The following is a 17530-nucleotide window of genomic DNA, read 5'->3' on the forward strand; positions in this document are numbered from 1 at the left end:
CATCTGTTTCAGGTCGGGCATCTCTCGCCGTCTCGCAAACCAGGCGAGACTAGTGGATTTTCTGACATAATGGCAGCTTCCGTCGCCGCACCCGTACTGCCAAGCCGCTGTCGAGTGTGGCGAGAATGGCCATTTCTCGGTTGTTGGCTGGCCGGTTGGGCGCCCATCCACGCTGCCAACACCACGTCCTGCCGGGCGTGGATGCTCCACCTACGCGCGGTTTTGCAGTTCGCTCGCGGCAGCGCAGCTTCACGGGGCCAAAAAGAAAAAGGCCGGACTGTAAAAGTCCGGCCAAGCGTGAAGGTTCAAAACCTCCAGAGGGGAACGCGCCGGACGCAATGGGAGGAAAACATCCGACGCAATGCTCATATGGGTCGGCACGGATGACGTTTCAACGACATGGGGTGGGCCACATCAGCCGCTCCATAGAGCCACCCGGGCGGATTCAATCGTCACCGGCCCGTGTTTCAGTTTTAGCGTCATACATGTGAGCGGTGCGTCGCCCGATCAAAAAGGTCGCCGCCTCGGATCAGACGAGGAGTGTCCCGCGGGACACTCCTCCTTCGTTTTTACTCCGAGAGCGTGAAGGGAGCCGTGTATTTGTCGATGTTGTCCTTGGTGATGAGAAGGCAGTCAAACAGCTGCTTCTCGGTCGGCGCGCCGGTTTTACCGGTCTTTATGAACGAGTCGGCCTGTTGCACGGCCTTCGCCGAGTAGACGGCCACCGGCTGGAGCACGGTGTACTGCAAGTCGCCCGCCTTGATCGCGGCGACGGCGTCCGGAGAGCCATCGAAGCCGCCGACCTTGATGCTCGACAGCTTTCCGGCTTCTTTCAGCGCGGCGATCGCGCCGAGCGCCATCTCGTCATTACCGCTCGTCACGCCGATGATATCGGGATGGGCCTGCAGCAGGCTCTGCATCTTGTCGTGGCCCTGGGTACGGTCCCAGTTGGCGACTTCCGAGCCGACCTTTTTAAGGTCCGGATACTGGCTGATCACGGTCTCGTATCCGTTTGACCGCGTGGCGGCGTTGTTGTCGGACGGGGCGCCCAAGAGTTCGACGTAGTTGCCTTTCTCGCCGATATTAGTCACCCATTGCTGTGCCCCCAGAGCGGCGCCCTGTGCGTTGTTGGAAACGAGCTGCGCTTTGGCCAGGCCTTCCTGGTTTATCTCGGCGTTGACGAGGAAGACCGGAATGTTAGCGGCAATCGCCTTCTTGACGGCGCCGATGGATCCGCTGGCGTCGGCAGGATCGAGGATGATCGCCACGGATTTGTTGGTGATCGCGGTGTCGATCAGTCTGCTTTCCGTGTTCGTGTCGGCTTTCGATGCGCCGACAGTCGCGGTGTAGCCGAGTTTTTCGGCCTCGGCCTTGGCCACATTGCCTTCGGTGAGCCAGTACGGGTTGGCGGGGTCAATGACGATGATCGAAATGAGACCTTCGGCCGACGCTGCGCTTACCGACCCTGCGAGGACCGGAGCGGCCAGTGCAAAGGCCGTGAGCATTAGAATTCTTGCCTTGCCATACATGAAATTTCCTCCTTGGTTAGCGATGGTACCGGTCAACCGGCAATCTTCTCGTGAGCGGGATCGGCCGTTCGGGCCTTGCCGGCTTGTTGCGGAGAAGTCGAAGGGCCGCCGGTCGAGCCCGGGAGCTTGACGCGACGGCGATACTGAATGGCGTTGAGCAGCACCGCCAACACGATGACAGCGCCGGTGAACACTGTTTGCCAGTAGGCGGACACGCCGATGATCACCAGGCCATCGGAGAGGAAGCCGATGACGAAGGCCCCGACCAGCGTGCCGCGGATATTGCCTCGACCACCGGTGAGTGCGGCGCCGCCGATGACGACGGCTGCAATGGCGGTCAGTTCGTAGGAGTTGCCGGCGGTCGGTCCTGCCGAGGTCAGTTCCGAGGACAGGATGAGGCCGGCTACCGAGGCGCAGATGCCGGACAGCATATACACCGACACCTGGACTTTTTTCACCGGCACGCCGGACAGTTCCGCGGCGCGCTCGTTGCCACCGGAGGCATAGAGCCACCGGCCGAAGGCCGTGCGATTGAGGATGATGCTGCCGATGATCGCGATGACCACCATGACCAGCACCCCGATGGGAATACCGAACAGGCGGTTGAAGCCCAGCCAATCGAAGCCGGTATTGCCCAGCTCCGGCTTGCCGCCGAGATCATTATATGTGAGGCCGTTTGTCATCAGCAGCGCGGCGCCGCGCACCACATAGAGCATGCCCAGCGTGGCAACGAAGGCCGGCACCTTCAACCAGGCGATAAGGACGCCGTTGACCAGACCGACCAGTGCGCCGAGCACGCACACCAGCACCACGACCACCCAGACGGGGGGAAACAGCACGATGCCGAGCGTTTGCAACTGCACGCCCTGCATCAGGAATCCGGCGATTACGCCCGACAGCCCAAGCGTCGATCCGACCGACAGGTCGATGCCGCCATTGAGGATGACCAGCAGCATGCCGACCGCTAGGATGCCGAAGATGGCGACATGCGACGCCATGGTGAGGAAATTGCCCAGCGAGAAGTAATAGGGCGACAGCATCGAGAAGACGAGGATGATCACCATCAGCGCGAGGAATGCCCGGCCCTCCAGCAACAGCTTGGCCAGGCTGAAGCCACCGCTCGATGTCCTCGAGCCGGAGCGGCTACTATTCTGACTGGCGTTGGTCACGGTCTGGGCTCCTGTATTCTTCTGATCAGACAAGCACGGCCTCGCCCGAGGCTGCCATGATCTGCTCTTTCGAGACGTCGGCGCCGAACTGAGCCGAAATCCTGCCTCGGCGCATGACGATGATCCGGTGCGCGATACCAAGGCACTCGGCGACTTCCGAGGTCGAGAACACGACCGCGAGCCCCTGCGCAGCCCGCTCGCCGAGCAGCCGGAACACCTCCGCCTTGGCGCCGACATCGATCCCGCGACTGGGCTCGTCCAGCAGCATGACCTTGGGGTCGGTGGTCAGCATCTTGCCGATGACGACCTTCTGCTGATTGCCGCCGGACAGCGATCCGATGGGCGCGCCTGCGCCCGCCGTCTTGACGCGCACATCGCGAATGGTTCCGTCGATCAGCGACCGCTCCCGCGATTGCGAAAGCAGCATCCCCTTGACGAAGGCGCCAATGCTGGCGAGCGACAGATTTGCCCCCACGGTCATCGTCTGAACCAGGCCGTCGCGTTGGCGGTCCTCAGGCACCAGCACAAGCCCCCTTGATATGCGCTCGGCGATGCTGAGGCGGGAGACGTCCTTGCCCTCCAGCAAGACCCGGCCGCCCGTCATCGGCAGTCGTCCGGCGACGCACTCCAGCAATTCCGTGCGCCCGGCGCCCATCAGCCCGTAAATGCAGACGATCTCGCCCGCGCGGACATCGAGCGACAGCCGGTCGACGACCAGGCGGTCCGAACCCGAAGCATCGGCGATGCTCACATCATCGATCGACAGGGCAACATCGCCGAATGCATAACCGGTGGGTGGCGATCCCAGGTCGAAGTTCTCGCCCACCATGTTGCGGACGATCCATTCGAGATCGATGTCCTTCGCATTGGCCGTCGCCGTGATCGTTCCGTCTCGCAGCACCACGGCATGGTCGGTGATCTGCAGCGCCTCCTCGAGGTGATGAGAAATGTACACGATCGAGACGCCGCGGGCGGTTAGATCCCGGATTACCTTGAACAGCACCTCCACCTCGGTCGCGCTCAATGCGGAAGTAGGCTCGTCCATGATCAGGATGCGTGAATCGACGGAGAGCGCGCGGGCGATTTCGACGATCTGCTGCTGCCCCAGGCGCAGATCCTGCACCAGGGTCAGCGGATCGATGTCTTCCTCGAGATCGGCCATCAGCATCCGCGTCTGACGAGCCTCTTCCGCGAAGTCGAGGCCGGTCGCGCCCCGCAACTCACGGCCCATGAAAATATTGTCGCGCACACTCAGATTGGGCGCGAGACTCAACTCCTGATGGATTATCGAGATGCCGCGGTCCCGCGCGTCGACGGTCGAGGAGAAGACGACAGGACGGCCATCGAGCTCGATACTTCCGGACGTCGGCGTCTCGACACCGGAAAGGATCTTCATCAGCGTCGACTTGCCTGCGCCATTCTCTCCGAACAGCGTGGTGACCTCGCCACGGCGGATGTCGAAATTGACCCCCTTGAGGGCATGCGTTCCGCCATAGGATTTTACTATGTTGCGCGCCGCGAGCACGGTGTCGCCGGCCGCCGGCTCGAATTGAGGCGCCGCATTCATTGAACGCTCAGCTTTACGGGTGTGACGAGCCAGCCCTTGGGATTGATCAATTTGAAGACGCCGATCACCGAAATCGCCTTTCCGGTGAGCTTGGTATTGTCGATGGCCGACAACACCTGCTTCTTCATCTCGTTGTTCAAGGCCGATCCGGCGTTCTGATACTCGATCTGATTGGTGAATTGCCCGAAGGTGATCGTGCCCGTGGCATCGCGCAGGTCGGTTCCGTTGATCGCCGGCCCGGTCTGCACGCGAATGACCAAGGTGCTGGGAACATCGTCGACTTTGACGGCGTAGATGCCGGACTTTCCCTCACCGACGACGCCGGTGAATTTGACTGAGAATTCCGTACCGACATTGGCCGGCACACCGTACTCCTTCTCCGCCGCCGCCTTGTCCTTGGCAATGGCCGACGCGAGGGTAGCGGCGTTAACCGCGCGCTGCTCCACCGCGGATTGAACCTTCGGAAACTCGGACTTGCCGTATTCTTCCGGGGAAAACGCAGCCTTTCGCGCGTCCTCCGCCGAACCAATTATGACGACCTTGGTGTCGAGAACCATTGCGCCGAGCAAAATCAAGATTGCGGCCGCGGCAACAATCCAACGAACGCCGACCCGCCGATTGATCGTGGCGGCGGGCTGCGAACTCATGGCGCAACGACCTGCGGCATGACGCCGATCAGGTCACGGTCACGACTGGCGGCGTTGCTGGCTTTCATTCCATCTCCTCCCAAGATGATATTATTATCTTCAGTTGAAAAATTTTTCACGCGTTCATGACGTTGTCAATCCGCCTTCACCAGGATCAGCGTGCAGCCGGCGTTATCGAGAAGAACTTTAACCGCGTATCAGTTGATTGCGGCCGAGAACCCTGCCGGTATTCGGCTGCACGATCGTGTGACCGCGATTGCATGCGCTGGTCGTCAGCCCAACCGCCGTAAGCAAGAAATTCCTCACGAGCCGAAGCCTTTCGGAACAGTCAGGCCTCAGGCATAAAATAGACCATACGTTAGTGTTAAATTCACGTCAAGACATGTGATATTTTGCCCATTCTCCGGCAGTGCCGGAGAATGGCCACCTGTCAACCAAGCTTAGTAGGCTGTTTTCGTGTGGTATTTTTTGAAAACAGCACATACCCGCGCGGTGTTCGTCCCAAATCAGGGCGCCATCACAATCGCATCAGATTCCTGTCGCTGAGCTGCGCGACAGCGGCATCGAGTTCGTCGGACATTCGCTGCGGGTCCCAGTTACGTGCACGGCCGGCAATGGCGGCGATCTGCTTCAAATCGCTCATGGTCAGGGAACCGCCAATGGCCAGGGTCGTGCGCCGCATGACGATATCAGCCAGATGCTCGACGAATTCATTACGAACGATGTAGTCGATTTCGGATGTGCCGTAGTCGCTTGCCCCCGGCAGGCGATTTTCATTGTCTCCTGAACTTTGGTGGCGGGCGATTGGCAACGCTTTGGTGCCGTAGCGCGACAGAAGCTGGTCGAGACGGCGTTCGTCGGCGCCCGAAGCCGATCTGGCATCGGCCAGCCAGGCGGCTCGCGCCGCAGGCTCGGTTGGAAACCCCTTGCCGCCGCCGATCGGCATCGATCGCGTGGTGACCTTGCGGCCGCGTCCCAGCCGGTCGAGTACCGTGTCGGCAACCTCCTCGGCAAAGCCGCGGAACGTCGTCCATTTGCCGCCGACCAGCGAGATAATCGGAAACGGACGCGAACCTTCCGGCTCGATGAGCGGTGCCGAATGATCCCTGCTGATCAAGCCGGGGACAGAGGCGTCGGATGCAGGCAACGGTCTGATGCCGCTATAGGCATAGACGATCTGGTCGCGTCCAAAGCTCATGCCCGGCATCAGCGCACGCACGCTCTCGAGCAGATAGTCGATCTCCTGCGGCTCGCAGCATACTGTGTCCGGGTTGTCGGCCTGGATGTCGGTCGAGCCGACAAGCGCCAGACCGAGATAGTCGTAGACAAGGCAGATGCGGCCGTCGTCGGCTTCGAAGTAGAGCATGCGGCCTGCCAGGCTTCGTACCAGTTCGTCATGCTTCAAAAGGATATGCGAACCCTTGGTGCCGCCGATCATTTTCGACGGCGCGCCCAGCGAGGCGTTGACATCGTCGATCCACGGGCCGGCGGCGTTGACGACCAGTTTCGGCCGTACCGAAAATACAGCGCCGTTCTCGGACTGGCCCCCGCCTTTTGACTGAAAAGTCAGCACGCCATTGGACGACGAAACCAACGTCGTGTAGTTGGCCGCCGCGGCGAGGGCATTTGCTGCCAGCCCGTCGGTGATCAGTTCGAGCACCAGCCTTTCGGGATGGCTGATCTTGGCGTCGTAATAGATGCCGGTGGCGACGATCGACTTGGTCAGCGCCGGTATATCGCTCAGCGCCCGCCGTCGCCCGACCAGTCGGTGGCGCGGCATGACACGATGCTGCGACCCATAAAAATCGTAGATCGTCAGGCCGATCTTGATGAGGACGGCGCCGCGGCTGCGCGGCGCGCTGGTCGAGCCCAGCAGCGTGCGCAACGCCGCCCAAATGCCCTTGCTCCAGGAGAAGATCGGGATGATTGTCGGCAGCGGGCTGACATAGTGCGGCGCGTTCTTCAACAGCAGGTTGCGCTCCAGCGTTGACTGTGCCACCAGCCCGAACTCGCCCGTTTCGAGATATTTCAGGCCGCCATGGATCAGCCGCGACGGCGCAGCACTTGTGCCTGAGCCAAAATCGTCCTTGTCGACGATCAGGCAACTGACGCCTTGCGCGCACAGATCCCGGAACAGGCCAGCCCCATTGATGCCGGCGCCAAGAATGACGACGTCGATGTCGCCCGTCCTGTTCATAAAGGCGAGGCGCCCGATCGGGTCGGCTGAGCCGGGGTCGGATGCGCCTGCGTCGTCGGAAGGGCTCATGGCTTAGTCATCTTGACGATGCGCAGCTTTACGCCGGCCTGTTCGAGCTTTTGCGCCTGCGCATCGCTTACGCCGTCGGTCGTCAGCACCGCGTCGAAACGGGTCAGATCGTCAAAGACATGCAGGGCGACCTTGTCGAACTTGGAATGGTCGACGACAAGAATGCGCCTGGTCGAGGCAGCAACCATCGCTTGCTTGACCCGGACCACATGCTGGTCCTGGATGAAGGCCGTGGTGCCTGAGATCGCCGAAGCCGAGCAAATCAGAAGATTGGCGCGCAATTGCGCCACGGCATTCTCGCAGACGATGCCGATATAGGCATTGTAAGTGCGGTGATACTGACCGCCTAGGCAGATGAAGTCGATATCGTCGACATTGGTCAGCAGTGCTGCAGTCGCGACGCTGTTGGTGATGACGGTCAGTGGCTTGATGTCGGGCAGCAGTGGCGCGATCGCGTTCGCCGTCGTCGAATCGTCCAGCATGACGGCCTGGCCGGCCTCGATATAATCCAGCGCCGCATGCGCCAGCGCATCCTTTTCGGCCCTGCCGACCGTCACCCGATAGCGGAAAGCGCTTTCATAAAGGCCGGAAGGCTGCACCGTCACCGCGCCGTGCAGCTTGCGCAGCACGCCCTGGTGCGCCAGTTGGTCGATATGGCGGTGGATGGTCATCCGCGACACGCCGAAATGCTCGACCAGGTCGTCGATGCGCACCTGGCCGAATTTGATCACATAGTCGGCGATTTCCTCGCGCCGTTCGTCGGCCTTGATCATGCAGCCCCCTCAATGCTTTGCCGCGCCAGCCTTTCGATCTCCGGCCATTGCGGCTTGAGCGATTCGGCAATGCGGCAATAGAGAGAAAAACGATCCTCGAAAGCCGCATTGCGCGCCGCGTCGGGCAGATATTCATGGCTCGTCTCGCTGACGGCGCGCGCGCCCTGTTGCGGCGTGGCAAACAGGCCAACCGCGGCGCCGGCACAAAGGGCTGCGCCGAAGGCAGCCGCCTCGTCGGTCGACGTGACGATGACCGGTACGTTGAGTACGTCGGCGAACATCTGCGCGAAGGCCGGATTGCGCGAACCGCCGCCGGTGAGCCGCACCTCACGAACGGCAAAGCCGTCGCGCAGTGCTTCGACGTGAGTGCGGTGGTTGAAGACGATGCCTTCCAGCACTGCCTTCAGCATGTCGCCGCGATCATGCCAGCCATGCAGGCCGAGAAAGCTGGCGCTGGCGGCATTGCCGTAAGGCGAGCCGAACAAATAGGGATGGAACAAGATGGTCGAAGGCCTGCCAAGCGCAACGTCGATCTCTGCCGCCAGCATCTCGTGGATCGAGCCGCCGGTCCTTTTTGCTTCATCCTGTTCCGGGCGGCAGAGCGTGTCGAGGAACCAGTCGTAATTCGCCGTCGAGGCCGGCGAGATCGACATGTTGTTCCAACGCCCCAAGTCGATAGCGTTGCGGCAGAACCAGCGCGGGTCGACGCGCGGCTCGGTGGAGACGATTTCGTTGATCGAATAGGTGCCGGCGACGATGCTGACCACGCCCTCCTCGTGGCCGCCGATGCCAAGCGCCGATGCCGTGACATCATGCAGGCCGCAAGCGACCGGCGTGCCTTTCGCAAGCCCGCTCATCGCCGCTGCATCGGCGGTGACGTAGCCGACGATGTCGGCCGAATGCGCCATCGGCGGCAAGGCTTCAAACAACGCCTCAAGACCGAAGATGCGCATCGCCTCCGGCACATAGCTTTGCGTACGCATATTGGTGAACGAGGTGCTTGCCTCCGTGAGGTCAGTGCCGATGGTGCCGGTCAGGCAAAACCGCAGCCAGTCCTTGCAGGCGAATACGTGCCCTATCCGGCTGAAGCGTTCCGGGTCGTGCTCCCGCAACCAAACCAGCAGCGACGACGGTGAGGAAGCGTGCGGCACTTGGCCGGTCAGGGCGAGCGCTTCGGCGAAGACCGAACTTCGCGACCATCTGTCGACGATTTCGCCCGACCGGCTGTCCAGCGACAATATGCCGGGGCCTAGCGGCCGGCGATCGTTGTCGAGCAGGTACAGACCATCACCATGCGCGGTCGCCGCCACTGCCTTGATGTCGCTGGCCGGCCGGCCGCTCAAGGCAATGGCCTCCCGGATCGCCTCGGCGGTCGCTTGCCAGAGACCGGCCATGTCGCGTTCGACCCAGCGCGCGTGCGGCATCGATTGCGGCACCCGCCGGCGCGCCACCGACAGTTGCGAACCGTCGGCGTCGAAGATCACTGCCTTCGTCACCGTCAGGCCGTTGTCGATCCCAAGCAGGCTGGACATGGCTACCTCTCAGCTCATCGCTTGCCGATACGCGTTGCGAATAGGAGTCTGGTGCTTTGCGCTTGACGACGGCGGGGAAAGCTGCCCGGCGAAGCAACCGCCGAACACCGATGGGAAATCCGAACCAACGGAATCGACCATACAATGGTGTTAAATTAACGTCAACATGTGTGATTTTTGGACGCAATCCTGCGGCGGCCAAGGGCCTTACGAGCGCTCAAGTCCCGAGCTCGCCATCATCGATGCGGCTTTCGCAGACTGATTTGGATCTCCCGGAAGCCGCTGAACGGCGAGCGAGATAAATCGTGGCAGCTATTGGCGTAGCCGCCACGACAAGGGTCTCACCAGCCTAGTCGATGTCGAAGGACACGCCTTGGGCCAGTGGCAGCGCCTTGGAATAGTTCACCGTGTTGGTGGCCCGCCGCATGTAAGCCTTCCAGGCATCGGAGCCCGACTCGCGACCGCCGCCGGTCTCCTTCTCGCCGCCGAAGGCGCCGCCGATCTCGGCCCCCGACGTGCCTATGTTGACGTTGGCGATGCCGCAGTCGGACCCGTCGACGCCGAGGAAGCGCTCGGATTCCTGCAGGTCGCGGGTGAAGATCGACGACGACAGCCCCGCTCCGACCGCATTGTGCTCGTCGAGCACGGCGTCGAAGTCCGAGTATTTCATCACGTAGAGGATCGGCGCGAAGGTCTCTTCCGTCACCGGCGAGACCTGCTTGGGCATCTCGACCAGCGCCGGACGAACGTAATAAGCGTCGGGAAGGCCGTTCTCGACCTGCACGCCGCCGGTGACCTTGCCGCCTTGAGCGGCGGCTTCCTTCAACGCGTTCTGCATGCTGTCGAAGGCTGCCTTGTCGATCAACGGTCCGACCAGCGCTGATGTCTCCAGCGGATTGCCGACAGAGACGCTTTCATAGGCCTTTTTCAGGCGCGGAACGAGTTGGTCGTAGACGCTCTCATGCACGAACAGGCGCCTGAGCGTCGTGCAGCGCTGGCCGGCGGTGCCCATGGCGCCGAAGGCGATGGCGCGCAAGGCCATGTCGAGATCGGCCGTCGGGCAGACGATGCCGGCATTGTTGCCGCCGAGCTCCAGCACGGCGCGGGCAAAGCGCTTCGCCAGCCGTGGACCGACATCCCTGCCCATGCGGGTCGAGCCGGTGGCCGAGACCAGCGGCACATCAGGATGATCGACCAGAATTTCGCCGACGGCGCGATCGCCGATCAGCACCGAAATCAAGCCTTCCGGAGCATCGCCGAAACGTTCTGCCGCACGCTCGAAGATCGCCTCGCAGGCGAGCGCCGTCAGCGGTGTCTTTTCCGATGGCTTCCACACCACCGCGTCGCCGCAGACCAGCGCCAGCGCGGCGTTCCACGACCACACCGCGACCGGGAAGTTGAAGGCCGAAATCACGCCGACGACGCCCAGCGGGTGCCAGGTTTCCATCATGCGATGACCCGGGCGCTCGGTGGCGATGGTCAGGCCGTACAATTGCCGCGACAGACCGACGGCGAAATCGCAGATGTCAATCATCTCCTGCACTTCGCCGAGCCCTTCGGACGGGATCTTGCCGACCTCGATCGACACCAGCCGGCCAAGCTCTGCCTTGTGCGCGCGCAGTTCCTCGCCTAGCAGCCGCACCAGCTCGCCGCGCTTCGGTGCCGGCACCAGCCGCCATGCCTGGAAGGCTTTATGCGCCCTGTCGATGGTCTCTGCCGCATCGGCCGGTGAGATCGTCTTCAGCGCGGCGATCTGCTCACCCGTCACCGGGCTGCGCACGATGAGATCGCCGCCTGAAAGCGCAGCCTCGGCAACGCCCAGTTTCGCCAGCAGCCCGGCTGTTTCCTTCGCAATCGTCATTTTCTTTCCCTTTCAGACCCGTCGCTCAATTATGCATGTCGCCCAAAAGCATGCCCTCGGGCCTGACCCCAAAGTGCGCAGCCGTTTTGGGACATGCACCCTTGCGCCATGCCGTCCCTGCGCCGATCGGCACATCAGGCGCTGTCATGGCGTGGCATTACTCGTTTCAGGGAAAAATCGCCACCCCGGCATGGTCTAAGCCAAAGGCAGACCGTTGAACCAGCGAGTCGTCTCAGCGCGCTGCCTGCGCACCCCGCACGGCGCCTTCCTTCATCAGGCGGTCGATGTGCATGCGGATATGGGCGGCCTCGGCGGCCGTATTGGCAAGCGCAATGGCGCGGTCGAAGGCGATGCGCGCCTCCTCACCACGACCGAGTTGCATCAGCAGGCCACCCCTAAGGCCGAAGAAGTGGAAATAGCCGGAAAGCCTTTGTTCCAACGGCTCGATCATGGCAAGTGCGGCTTCCGGCCCGCGCACCTTGGCGACCGCGACGGCGCGATTGAGCGTCACCACCGGCGACGGCTGCATCTGCTCGAGCAGGCTGTAGAGCAGCTCGATCTCGTTCCAGTCCGTGTCCTCGGGCCTTTCCGCGCGCGCATGCAGGGCGGCGATCGCCGCTTGCACCTGGTAGGGACCGGGCTTGTGGTGGCGCAGCGCCTTGTCGACCAGCGCCAGCCCCTCGTCGATCATCTTGCGGCTCCACAGGCTGCGGTCCTGGTCTTCGAGCAGCACGATTTCGCCGTTGTCGTCGAAACGCGCCGGCGCACGCGCATGCTGAAGCAGCAAGAGCGCCGTCAGGCCCATGATCTCCGGCTCGGTCTGGAACAGCCTGAGCAGCAGCCGGGCCAGCCGGATCGCCTCCTCGCAGAGCGGCGCGCGCGCCGGCGCCTCGCCGCTGTTGGTCGAATAGCCTTCGTTGAAGATCAGGTAGACCATGGCGGCGACCGCGGCGAGCCGCTCGGAGCGCTCGACCGCACCGGGCGTCTCGAACGGCACGCCGGCATCGGCGATGCGCGCCTTGGCACGTGTGATGCGCTGCTCCATGGCGCTTTCGCCGACGAGAAAGGCGCGGGCGATCTGCTTGACGCTCAAGCCTGAAACGATGCGCAACGCCACGGCGATCTGCTGCGTCGCCGGCAGGTCGGGATGACAGCAGATGAACAGCAGCCGCAATATGTCGTCGCGGTAGTGCGCGCCGTCCAGCCGTTCGGCGATATCGGTTTCGGCATCTTCCAGATCGGAGATCTGGTGCTCTTCCGGCAGCGGCGCCTGCTTGGCACGCTTGCGCACCGCGTCGATGCCGCTGTTGCGGCCAACGAAGATCAGCCAGGCCGCCGGATCGCGCGGCGGGCCATTTGTCGGCCAGTTCTTCAGAGCTCGCAGGCAAGCGTCCTGGAAAGCTTCCTCCGCCGCGTCGAGATCGCGGAAGTAGCGCAGCAGCGCGCCCATCGCCTGTGGGCGGGCGGTGCTGATCGCTGTGCTGATCCAGGTAAGGTCGGTCATGCTGAAACCTTGGCGGGATTGAAGAGCGAAACCGGCCGTATCTCGTAGGAGCCGCCGCTCGGGTTGACCTCGGAAAGCTCGCGCGCAAAGTCGACGGCCTCGTCGAGATCGGCGCATTCGAGCGTGTAGAAGCCGAGGAACTGTTCCTTGGTCTCGGCAAACGGGCCATCGATGACGACCGATTCGCCCTTGACCTTTCTCAGCGTTGTCGCAGCGGTCGTCGGCAGCAGCCGCGCCACCGGGCCAAGCCGGCCGGCCCGAGCGTATTTTTCCTGCACGCCCAGGAGTTTTTCCATGACGGCATCGTCCTGTTCCTTGCTCCACGAGCAGACGACGTCTTCGGAGGCATAGCAGAGGATTGCGTAGAGCATAGGTGCGTCCTTTTCTCTGTCAAAGGACGAAACAGTAGGACCGATCCCGACACAACGTCGATAAAAAAATTACGTCCTGCGAGCACAATGAAGCATCATCCGACAGCAACCGCCAGGCGCCGGACGCGCCCGGCCTTCTGGGGCGCATTGCAGCTACATTTGGATTGGCCGATACATCAAGACCCGGCCCGTCGGGATCAGCTGCAGCAAATAATCGAAGTCGCTGATGTTGCCCGTTAGAACAGTACATCCCAATTTCTGGGCCTGCAGGAACAGCACGCAATCCTGAAGCGCCCGCAGCCTGGAATCATTCTTGTAGCCTTGCAGGCGACACAGCATTCCTGAGAGGAGTGCGGCTCGGCCCAGGACATCGGGATCTGGTGCAAAAACCCGATGGGGCGGCATATCCTTGATCATTGTCCCGATCTGCTTGATCGCTTCGGCGGTGCCCGGGTGCTTCGGCTTAAGGACGCCAACCGTGTGCATTAGTTCCTGGATGGCTACGGTGGAATGATTGACCTGCCTGATGTCGAGGAGGTCGGCAACTGCTTCTGGCGCTCGGCCTTGCAAACCGTCGAGGTAAACACAGGTATCCAGCAGCAATTCCTGTCCCGCCTCGACAAGGTTACCGATGATCGGCAACTCCTTGTCGGGCCGGCGGCTTAAAGTTATCTGGGGGTCAAATCGCGACCATCTGACGGCCGCACCGAAGTCGAAATCGGCCAATTCAGAATCCGAGCTTCAGCGTCGGATCCACCGTTCCCCGTGTTTTCCTGAAGGTCTCGGCGAAATTGTCTTCCAAGGCTACATTTGCCAACGCAAATTCGACCAGCTCGGTATCAGACGTCAATCCGGTTCGAGCCTTAGCCTTCTTGATCAGGTCAGCACTCACCCGTCCCGCAATCCTGCCGTTCTTCTCAGCGCGCAGGCCGGATTCTTCCGCCCTCTGCAGGACGGCATTAATCCTGGCTAGGCGACGCATCTGCATTTTCGCAGCACCTTTGGGAAGCGTTTTCGTCCGCTTGCCCACGGAGAGGCCGCGACGCACAGCTGTCTTCGCCATCAGGGTGCCTCAGGTTTCTGTTTAACAAAAGTCGATTTTAGACAACATAGCAGGACGTGTGATTTTTTCAATGCCCGCTACCGGAACAGGTCCAGGCGCGTGGTGGTGGTTTTTGCTGCCGAATACCGCAATGAAGGCCGCTCTGTTCGGTTCAACTTTCCTGCGCCTTCAGCCATCTCAGAACGACGGCTTCCTCGTCGTCAAGGCCGGCTATCGATCGCTTCCGCTTGTTCGCATCCGCCATTTCGCCGAGCAGCCGACCTTCGGACCAGGCTTCGAAAACCTGTGGGTGGATATAACAGCTGCGGCAGATGGCGCGCGTGTTGCCCAGCCGCTCGGCCACCTTGTCGATGACGCCGTTCATCACCCGCTTCTGTTGTGCCTGGCTTTCGGGTCGTTCGGTTTGCGCAAACAGCGACGCAGCATGGATGGTGCCGCCCCAGGTTCGGAAATGCTTCGAGCTGAAATCCGCCCCCGCCGTCTCCCTGATATAGCGGTTGACGTCGTCGGAGCGGATCGGTCGCCTGCTTCCGTCCTCGTCGAGATACTGGAACAGCTTCTGGCCCGGCAGATCCTGCGCCCCGCGCACAATCCTGGCGATCCGGCGATCGACGAGCTTCAGCTTCCACTCCTTGCCGGACTTGCCCTTGAAAGCGAAACGCAGGCTCGAGCCGTTGATGTCGACATGGCGGTCGCGCAGTGTGGTCAGCCCAAAGCTGTTGTTGTCGCGAGCGTAGGCGGCATTGCCGACGCGGATCATCGTGTTGTCGAGCAGCCAGACCACAGCGGCGACAACGCGTTCCAGCGGCAGGCCGTGACGGCGCAGATCGGCGTCGATCTGGCGTCGCAGTTCAGGCAGGCTCTCTGCAAAGGCAACCAGGCTCGAATATTTGACGCCGTCGCGCTCCTCGGCCCATTGCGGATGATAGCGATATTGCTTGCGTCCACGCTGGTCTCGGCCCGTCGCCTGGATGTGACCGTCAGCAACGGGCGAAATCCACACATCCGCCCACGCCGGCGGGATGGCGAGCGCCTTGATGCGGGCCATGGTGTTCTCGTCGACGCCCTGCCCGTCAGGTCCTTTGTAGGAAAATCCCCTGCCGGTCCTGAAACGGCGGATACCGGGCTCGGTATCGGTGACATAGGTGAGCGAGGCTCGATCGGCCGAGGCCTCTCCGCCATTCTTCGGCGCCCCGTTTTTTGGTGCACCCTCCTTGGCAGCCGACCGGCCATTCGACGATCCGGATTTGTCCAGCATGTCCTCTCCACGGAATTTTCCCGTAGATAAGCAACGGATCGGCCCGCTGGTTCCGCCATTGCTTCGACGAACATGGCTGCCACAAAGATGCCGGGCTCACCGCATGCGCGTTTGAGAAGCAGCCTTCTGATGTTCAAGATCGATTGCGGCCTCGCTTGCCGTCATGCCTTTTCCAGCACGACCGGAATGACGTCGACAGCCTGCTCGCCGACCTGTCCGCCCGTCGTCTTCAGGACGCCGACGATCGGCGCTACATCCGAATAGTCGCGGCCGTGGCCGACGGTGATGTGGTCATTGCTTGCCCGCATGCCGTTGGTCGGATCGAATTCCTGCCATCCGGTGTCGCGCCCGCACCACACCTTGACCCAGGCATGCATGGCGTCGGCCCCTTCCAATCGCGGTTTTCCGGGCGGCGGAATGGTGCGCAGGAAGCCGCTGACATAGCCGGCGGGGATACCGAGGCCGCGCAGGCCGGCGATCATGATGTGCGAAAAATCCTGGCAGACGCCCCGCTTCAGGCTGAAAGCATCGCTCGCCCGGGTCTGCACCGTGGTCGCCTCGCCATCGTAGGTGAAATCACGGTGAATGCGGTTGCACAGGTCCATGGCGGTACCGACGACAGAACTGCCGGCACTGCTCCGCGCATACCCCGTGATATCAGCGTCAATGCCGACATGGTCGCTGGCGGCCAGAAAGTGATGCGGTGTATCAGGCGACAGCGACCGCACCGCTTCGAGTTGGCTCCGCAGCCGGCGAATGTCGGGCGATACGTCAAGCCCGGGTTCCGGCCGCGAGACGGCGACGCGCGCGCTCATCCTGATGTCGAGCGCATCATGGGCATCGCGAAAGGCGATCGACGTGACATTGTTGCCGAAGAAATCGGAAAAGTCGGAGCGTTCGCTCGGCGCCGGCGCGAAGGACAGCGAAGCGGCGATCACCCGCTGCACGCCCGATATCGTCGGCGGCAGCACGCGCACCTGATGGCGGCCGCCGCCGGCTGCAGCATCATAGTCGTAACGCAGATTGAGTCTGATGTCGTAGAGCATGCCAGCCTCCGGGTCCCGTCCTTAGCCGAAATAGGCCTTGGCGAGGCTGTTGTAGAGGCCGCCGATCTCGGTGGCGAGATCGTCCAGGGCCTTGGCCGTCATGTCCGAGGGCTCCTTGATGGCGATTGCCGTGTTGAGCTGCAGTATCTCTTTCGCCGCCGGCGACATATGCCCCTCGCCACCGACAGCAGGCAACAGCGCGATCTCGGCCTTCAGCCGCTCGAGCTGGAACAGGATGGAGCGCGGGTTGAGCGGATCGAGCACCAGGAGGTCGATCACCGTGCGCCTGCCGGCCTGCACCGGATACTGCCGCCGGTGGGTCATCACGCTGTCGCCGATCTCCAGCATCATGTCGAGCGCGCCTTCGGGCGCCGCAGCCCCGGTCAGCCGGGCCAGCGTGCGGGCGATCTGGATGCCGCGTTCCAACCGCCGGCCGATCTCCAGGAAGCGCCAGCCGGTGAAGCGATACATGTTCTCATGCAGCAGGCCGGAAAACCCGGCGAGCTTGCGCAGGATGACCGTCATCGCCCGCGTCGCATCATCGCCCGGCGCCACCGTTGTCGCGAATTGATGGATGGTCTTCGACAGATCCTTCAGCGCCAGCCAGCCGTCGGGCGAGAAGCGGTCGCGGATCTGTCCGGCGCTGTAGACGGCGCTGTCCAGCGTGCCGATCAGCCCCGGCGGGATCGCCGCCGCGACGTCGATGCCGAACGGTTCGAGATGGTCTCTGATATCGGCAAGCAGCGGCATGTCCGGGTCGGAGGCCTCGGCCAGCCGCACGTGATAGGCGCGCAGGATGCGCACCGTGCCTTCCGATCGCTCGATATAGCGGCCGAGCCATGTCAGGTTTTCCGCAGCGCGGCTGGGCAGGCTGCGGATGTATGGGTGGTCAGCGACAGGCCGGTGGAGCGCGAGACGCTGCTGCCCCAGGAGCACGACAGCTT

General features: G+C 62.4%; 15 protein-coding genes. All 15 read right to left on the reverse strand.

What is annotated here, in order from left to right; all coding sequences use genetic code 11:
* Window positions 1–569: 569 nt before the first annotated feature.
* On the reverse strand, window positions 570–1529 hold the full coding sequence (locus AC0L2A_RS16195) for a substrate-binding domain-containing protein (RefSeq protein ID WP_473609599.1): 960 nt from the start codon (window positions 1527–1529) through the stop codon (window positions 570–572).
* A gap of 32 nt (window positions 1530–1561) precedes the next feature.
* Window positions 1562–2635, reverse strand: coding sequence for an ABC transporter permease (locus AC0L2A_RS16200; RefSeq protein ID WP_473609624.1), 1074 nt, complete (start codon window positions 2633–2635; stop codon window positions 1562–1564).
* A gap of 88 nt (window positions 2636–2723) precedes the next feature.
* Window positions 2724–4265 carry a sugar ABC transporter ATP-binding protein gene (locus tag AC0L2A_RS16205; protein ID WP_473609600.1) on the reverse strand — a complete coding sequence of 514 codons (1542 nt, stop codon included), beginning with the start codon at window positions 4263–4265 and terminating at the stop codon, window positions 2724–2726.
* Window positions 4262–4912 carry a DUF2291 family protein gene (locus AC0L2A_RS16210; protein WP_473609601.1) on the reverse strand — a complete coding sequence of 217 codons (651 nt, stop codon included), beginning with the start codon at window positions 4910–4912 and terminating at the stop codon, window positions 4262–4264. The genes AC0L2A_RS16205 and AC0L2A_RS16210 overlap by 4 nt, the downstream gene beginning before the upstream one ends.
* Before the next feature lie 517 nt (window positions 4913–5429).
* Complete coding sequence (locus AC0L2A_RS16215; RefSeq protein WP_473609603.1) at window positions 5430–7178, reverse strand: glycerol-3-phosphate dehydrogenase/oxidase; 1749 nt, start codon at window positions 7176–7178, stop codon at window positions 5430–5432.
* On the reverse strand, window positions 7175–7951 hold the full coding sequence (locus AC0L2A_RS16220) for a DeoR/GlpR family DNA-binding transcription regulator (RefSeq protein ID WP_091594774.1): 777 nt from the start codon (window positions 7949–7951) through the stop codon (window positions 7175–7177). The genes AC0L2A_RS16215 and AC0L2A_RS16220 overlap by 4 nt, the downstream gene beginning before the upstream one ends.
* Window positions 7948–9483, reverse strand: a complete 1536-nt coding sequence (locus tag AC0L2A_RS16225; RefSeq protein ID WP_473609604.1) for an FGGY-family carbohydrate kinase — start codon at window positions 9481–9483, stop codon at window positions 7948–7950. The genes AC0L2A_RS16220 and AC0L2A_RS16225 overlap by 4 nt, the downstream gene beginning before the upstream one ends.
* Before the next feature lie 349 nt (window positions 9484–9832).
* Entirely contained in the window at window positions 9833–11344 is a 1512-nt protein-coding gene (gene amaB / locus AC0L2A_RS16230) for an L-piperidine-6-carboxylate dehydrogenase (protein ID WP_473609605.1), read from the reverse strand.
* Between the two features lie 232 nt (window positions 11345–11576).
* Window positions 11577–12848: an RNA polymerase sigma factor gene (locus tag AC0L2A_RS16235; protein WP_473516568.1), complete on the reverse strand. Its 1272-nt coding sequence runs from the start codon at window positions 12846–12848 to the stop codon at window positions 11577–11579.
* Complete coding sequence (locus AC0L2A_RS16240) at window positions 12845–13219, reverse strand: YciI family protein (RefSeq protein ID WP_027153193.1); 375 nt, start codon at window positions 13217–13219, stop codon at window positions 12845–12847. Before AC0L2A_RS16240 ends, AC0L2A_RS16235 begins: the two co-directional genes overlap by 4 nt.
* 153 nt (window positions 13220–13372) lie before the next feature.
* Entirely contained in the window at window positions 13373–13945 is a 573-nt protein-coding gene (locus AC0L2A_RS16245; protein WP_473609607.1) for a type II toxin-antitoxin system VapC family toxin, read from the reverse strand.
* Between the two features lies 1 nt (window position 13946).
* Window positions 13947–14282 carry a hypothetical protein gene (locus tag AC0L2A_RS16250; protein WP_473609608.1) on the reverse strand — a complete coding sequence of 112 codons (336 nt, stop codon included), beginning with the start codon at window positions 14280–14282 and terminating at the stop codon, window positions 13947–13949.
* 151 nt (window positions 14283–14433) lie between these two features.
* Window positions 14434–15540 (reverse strand): DNA topoisomerase IB, encoded by a 1107-nt coding sequence (locus AC0L2A_RS16255; protein WP_473609610.1) that lies wholly within the window; start codon window positions 15538–15540, stop codon window positions 14434–14436.
* Between the two features lie 161 nt (window positions 15541–15701).
* Window positions 15702–16586, reverse strand: coding sequence for a transglutaminase family protein (locus AC0L2A_RS16260; protein ID WP_091594789.1), 885 nt, complete (start codon window positions 16584–16586; stop codon window positions 15702–15704).
* 21 nt (window positions 16587–16607) lie between these two features.
* Window positions 16608–17530: alpha-E domain-containing protein (locus tag AC0L2A_RS16265; protein ID WP_473609611.1), on the reverse strand; the 923-nt coding region annotated here is incomplete at its 5' end.

The sequence above is a fragment of the Mesorhizobium sp. WSM4844 genome (assembly GCF_055811775.1).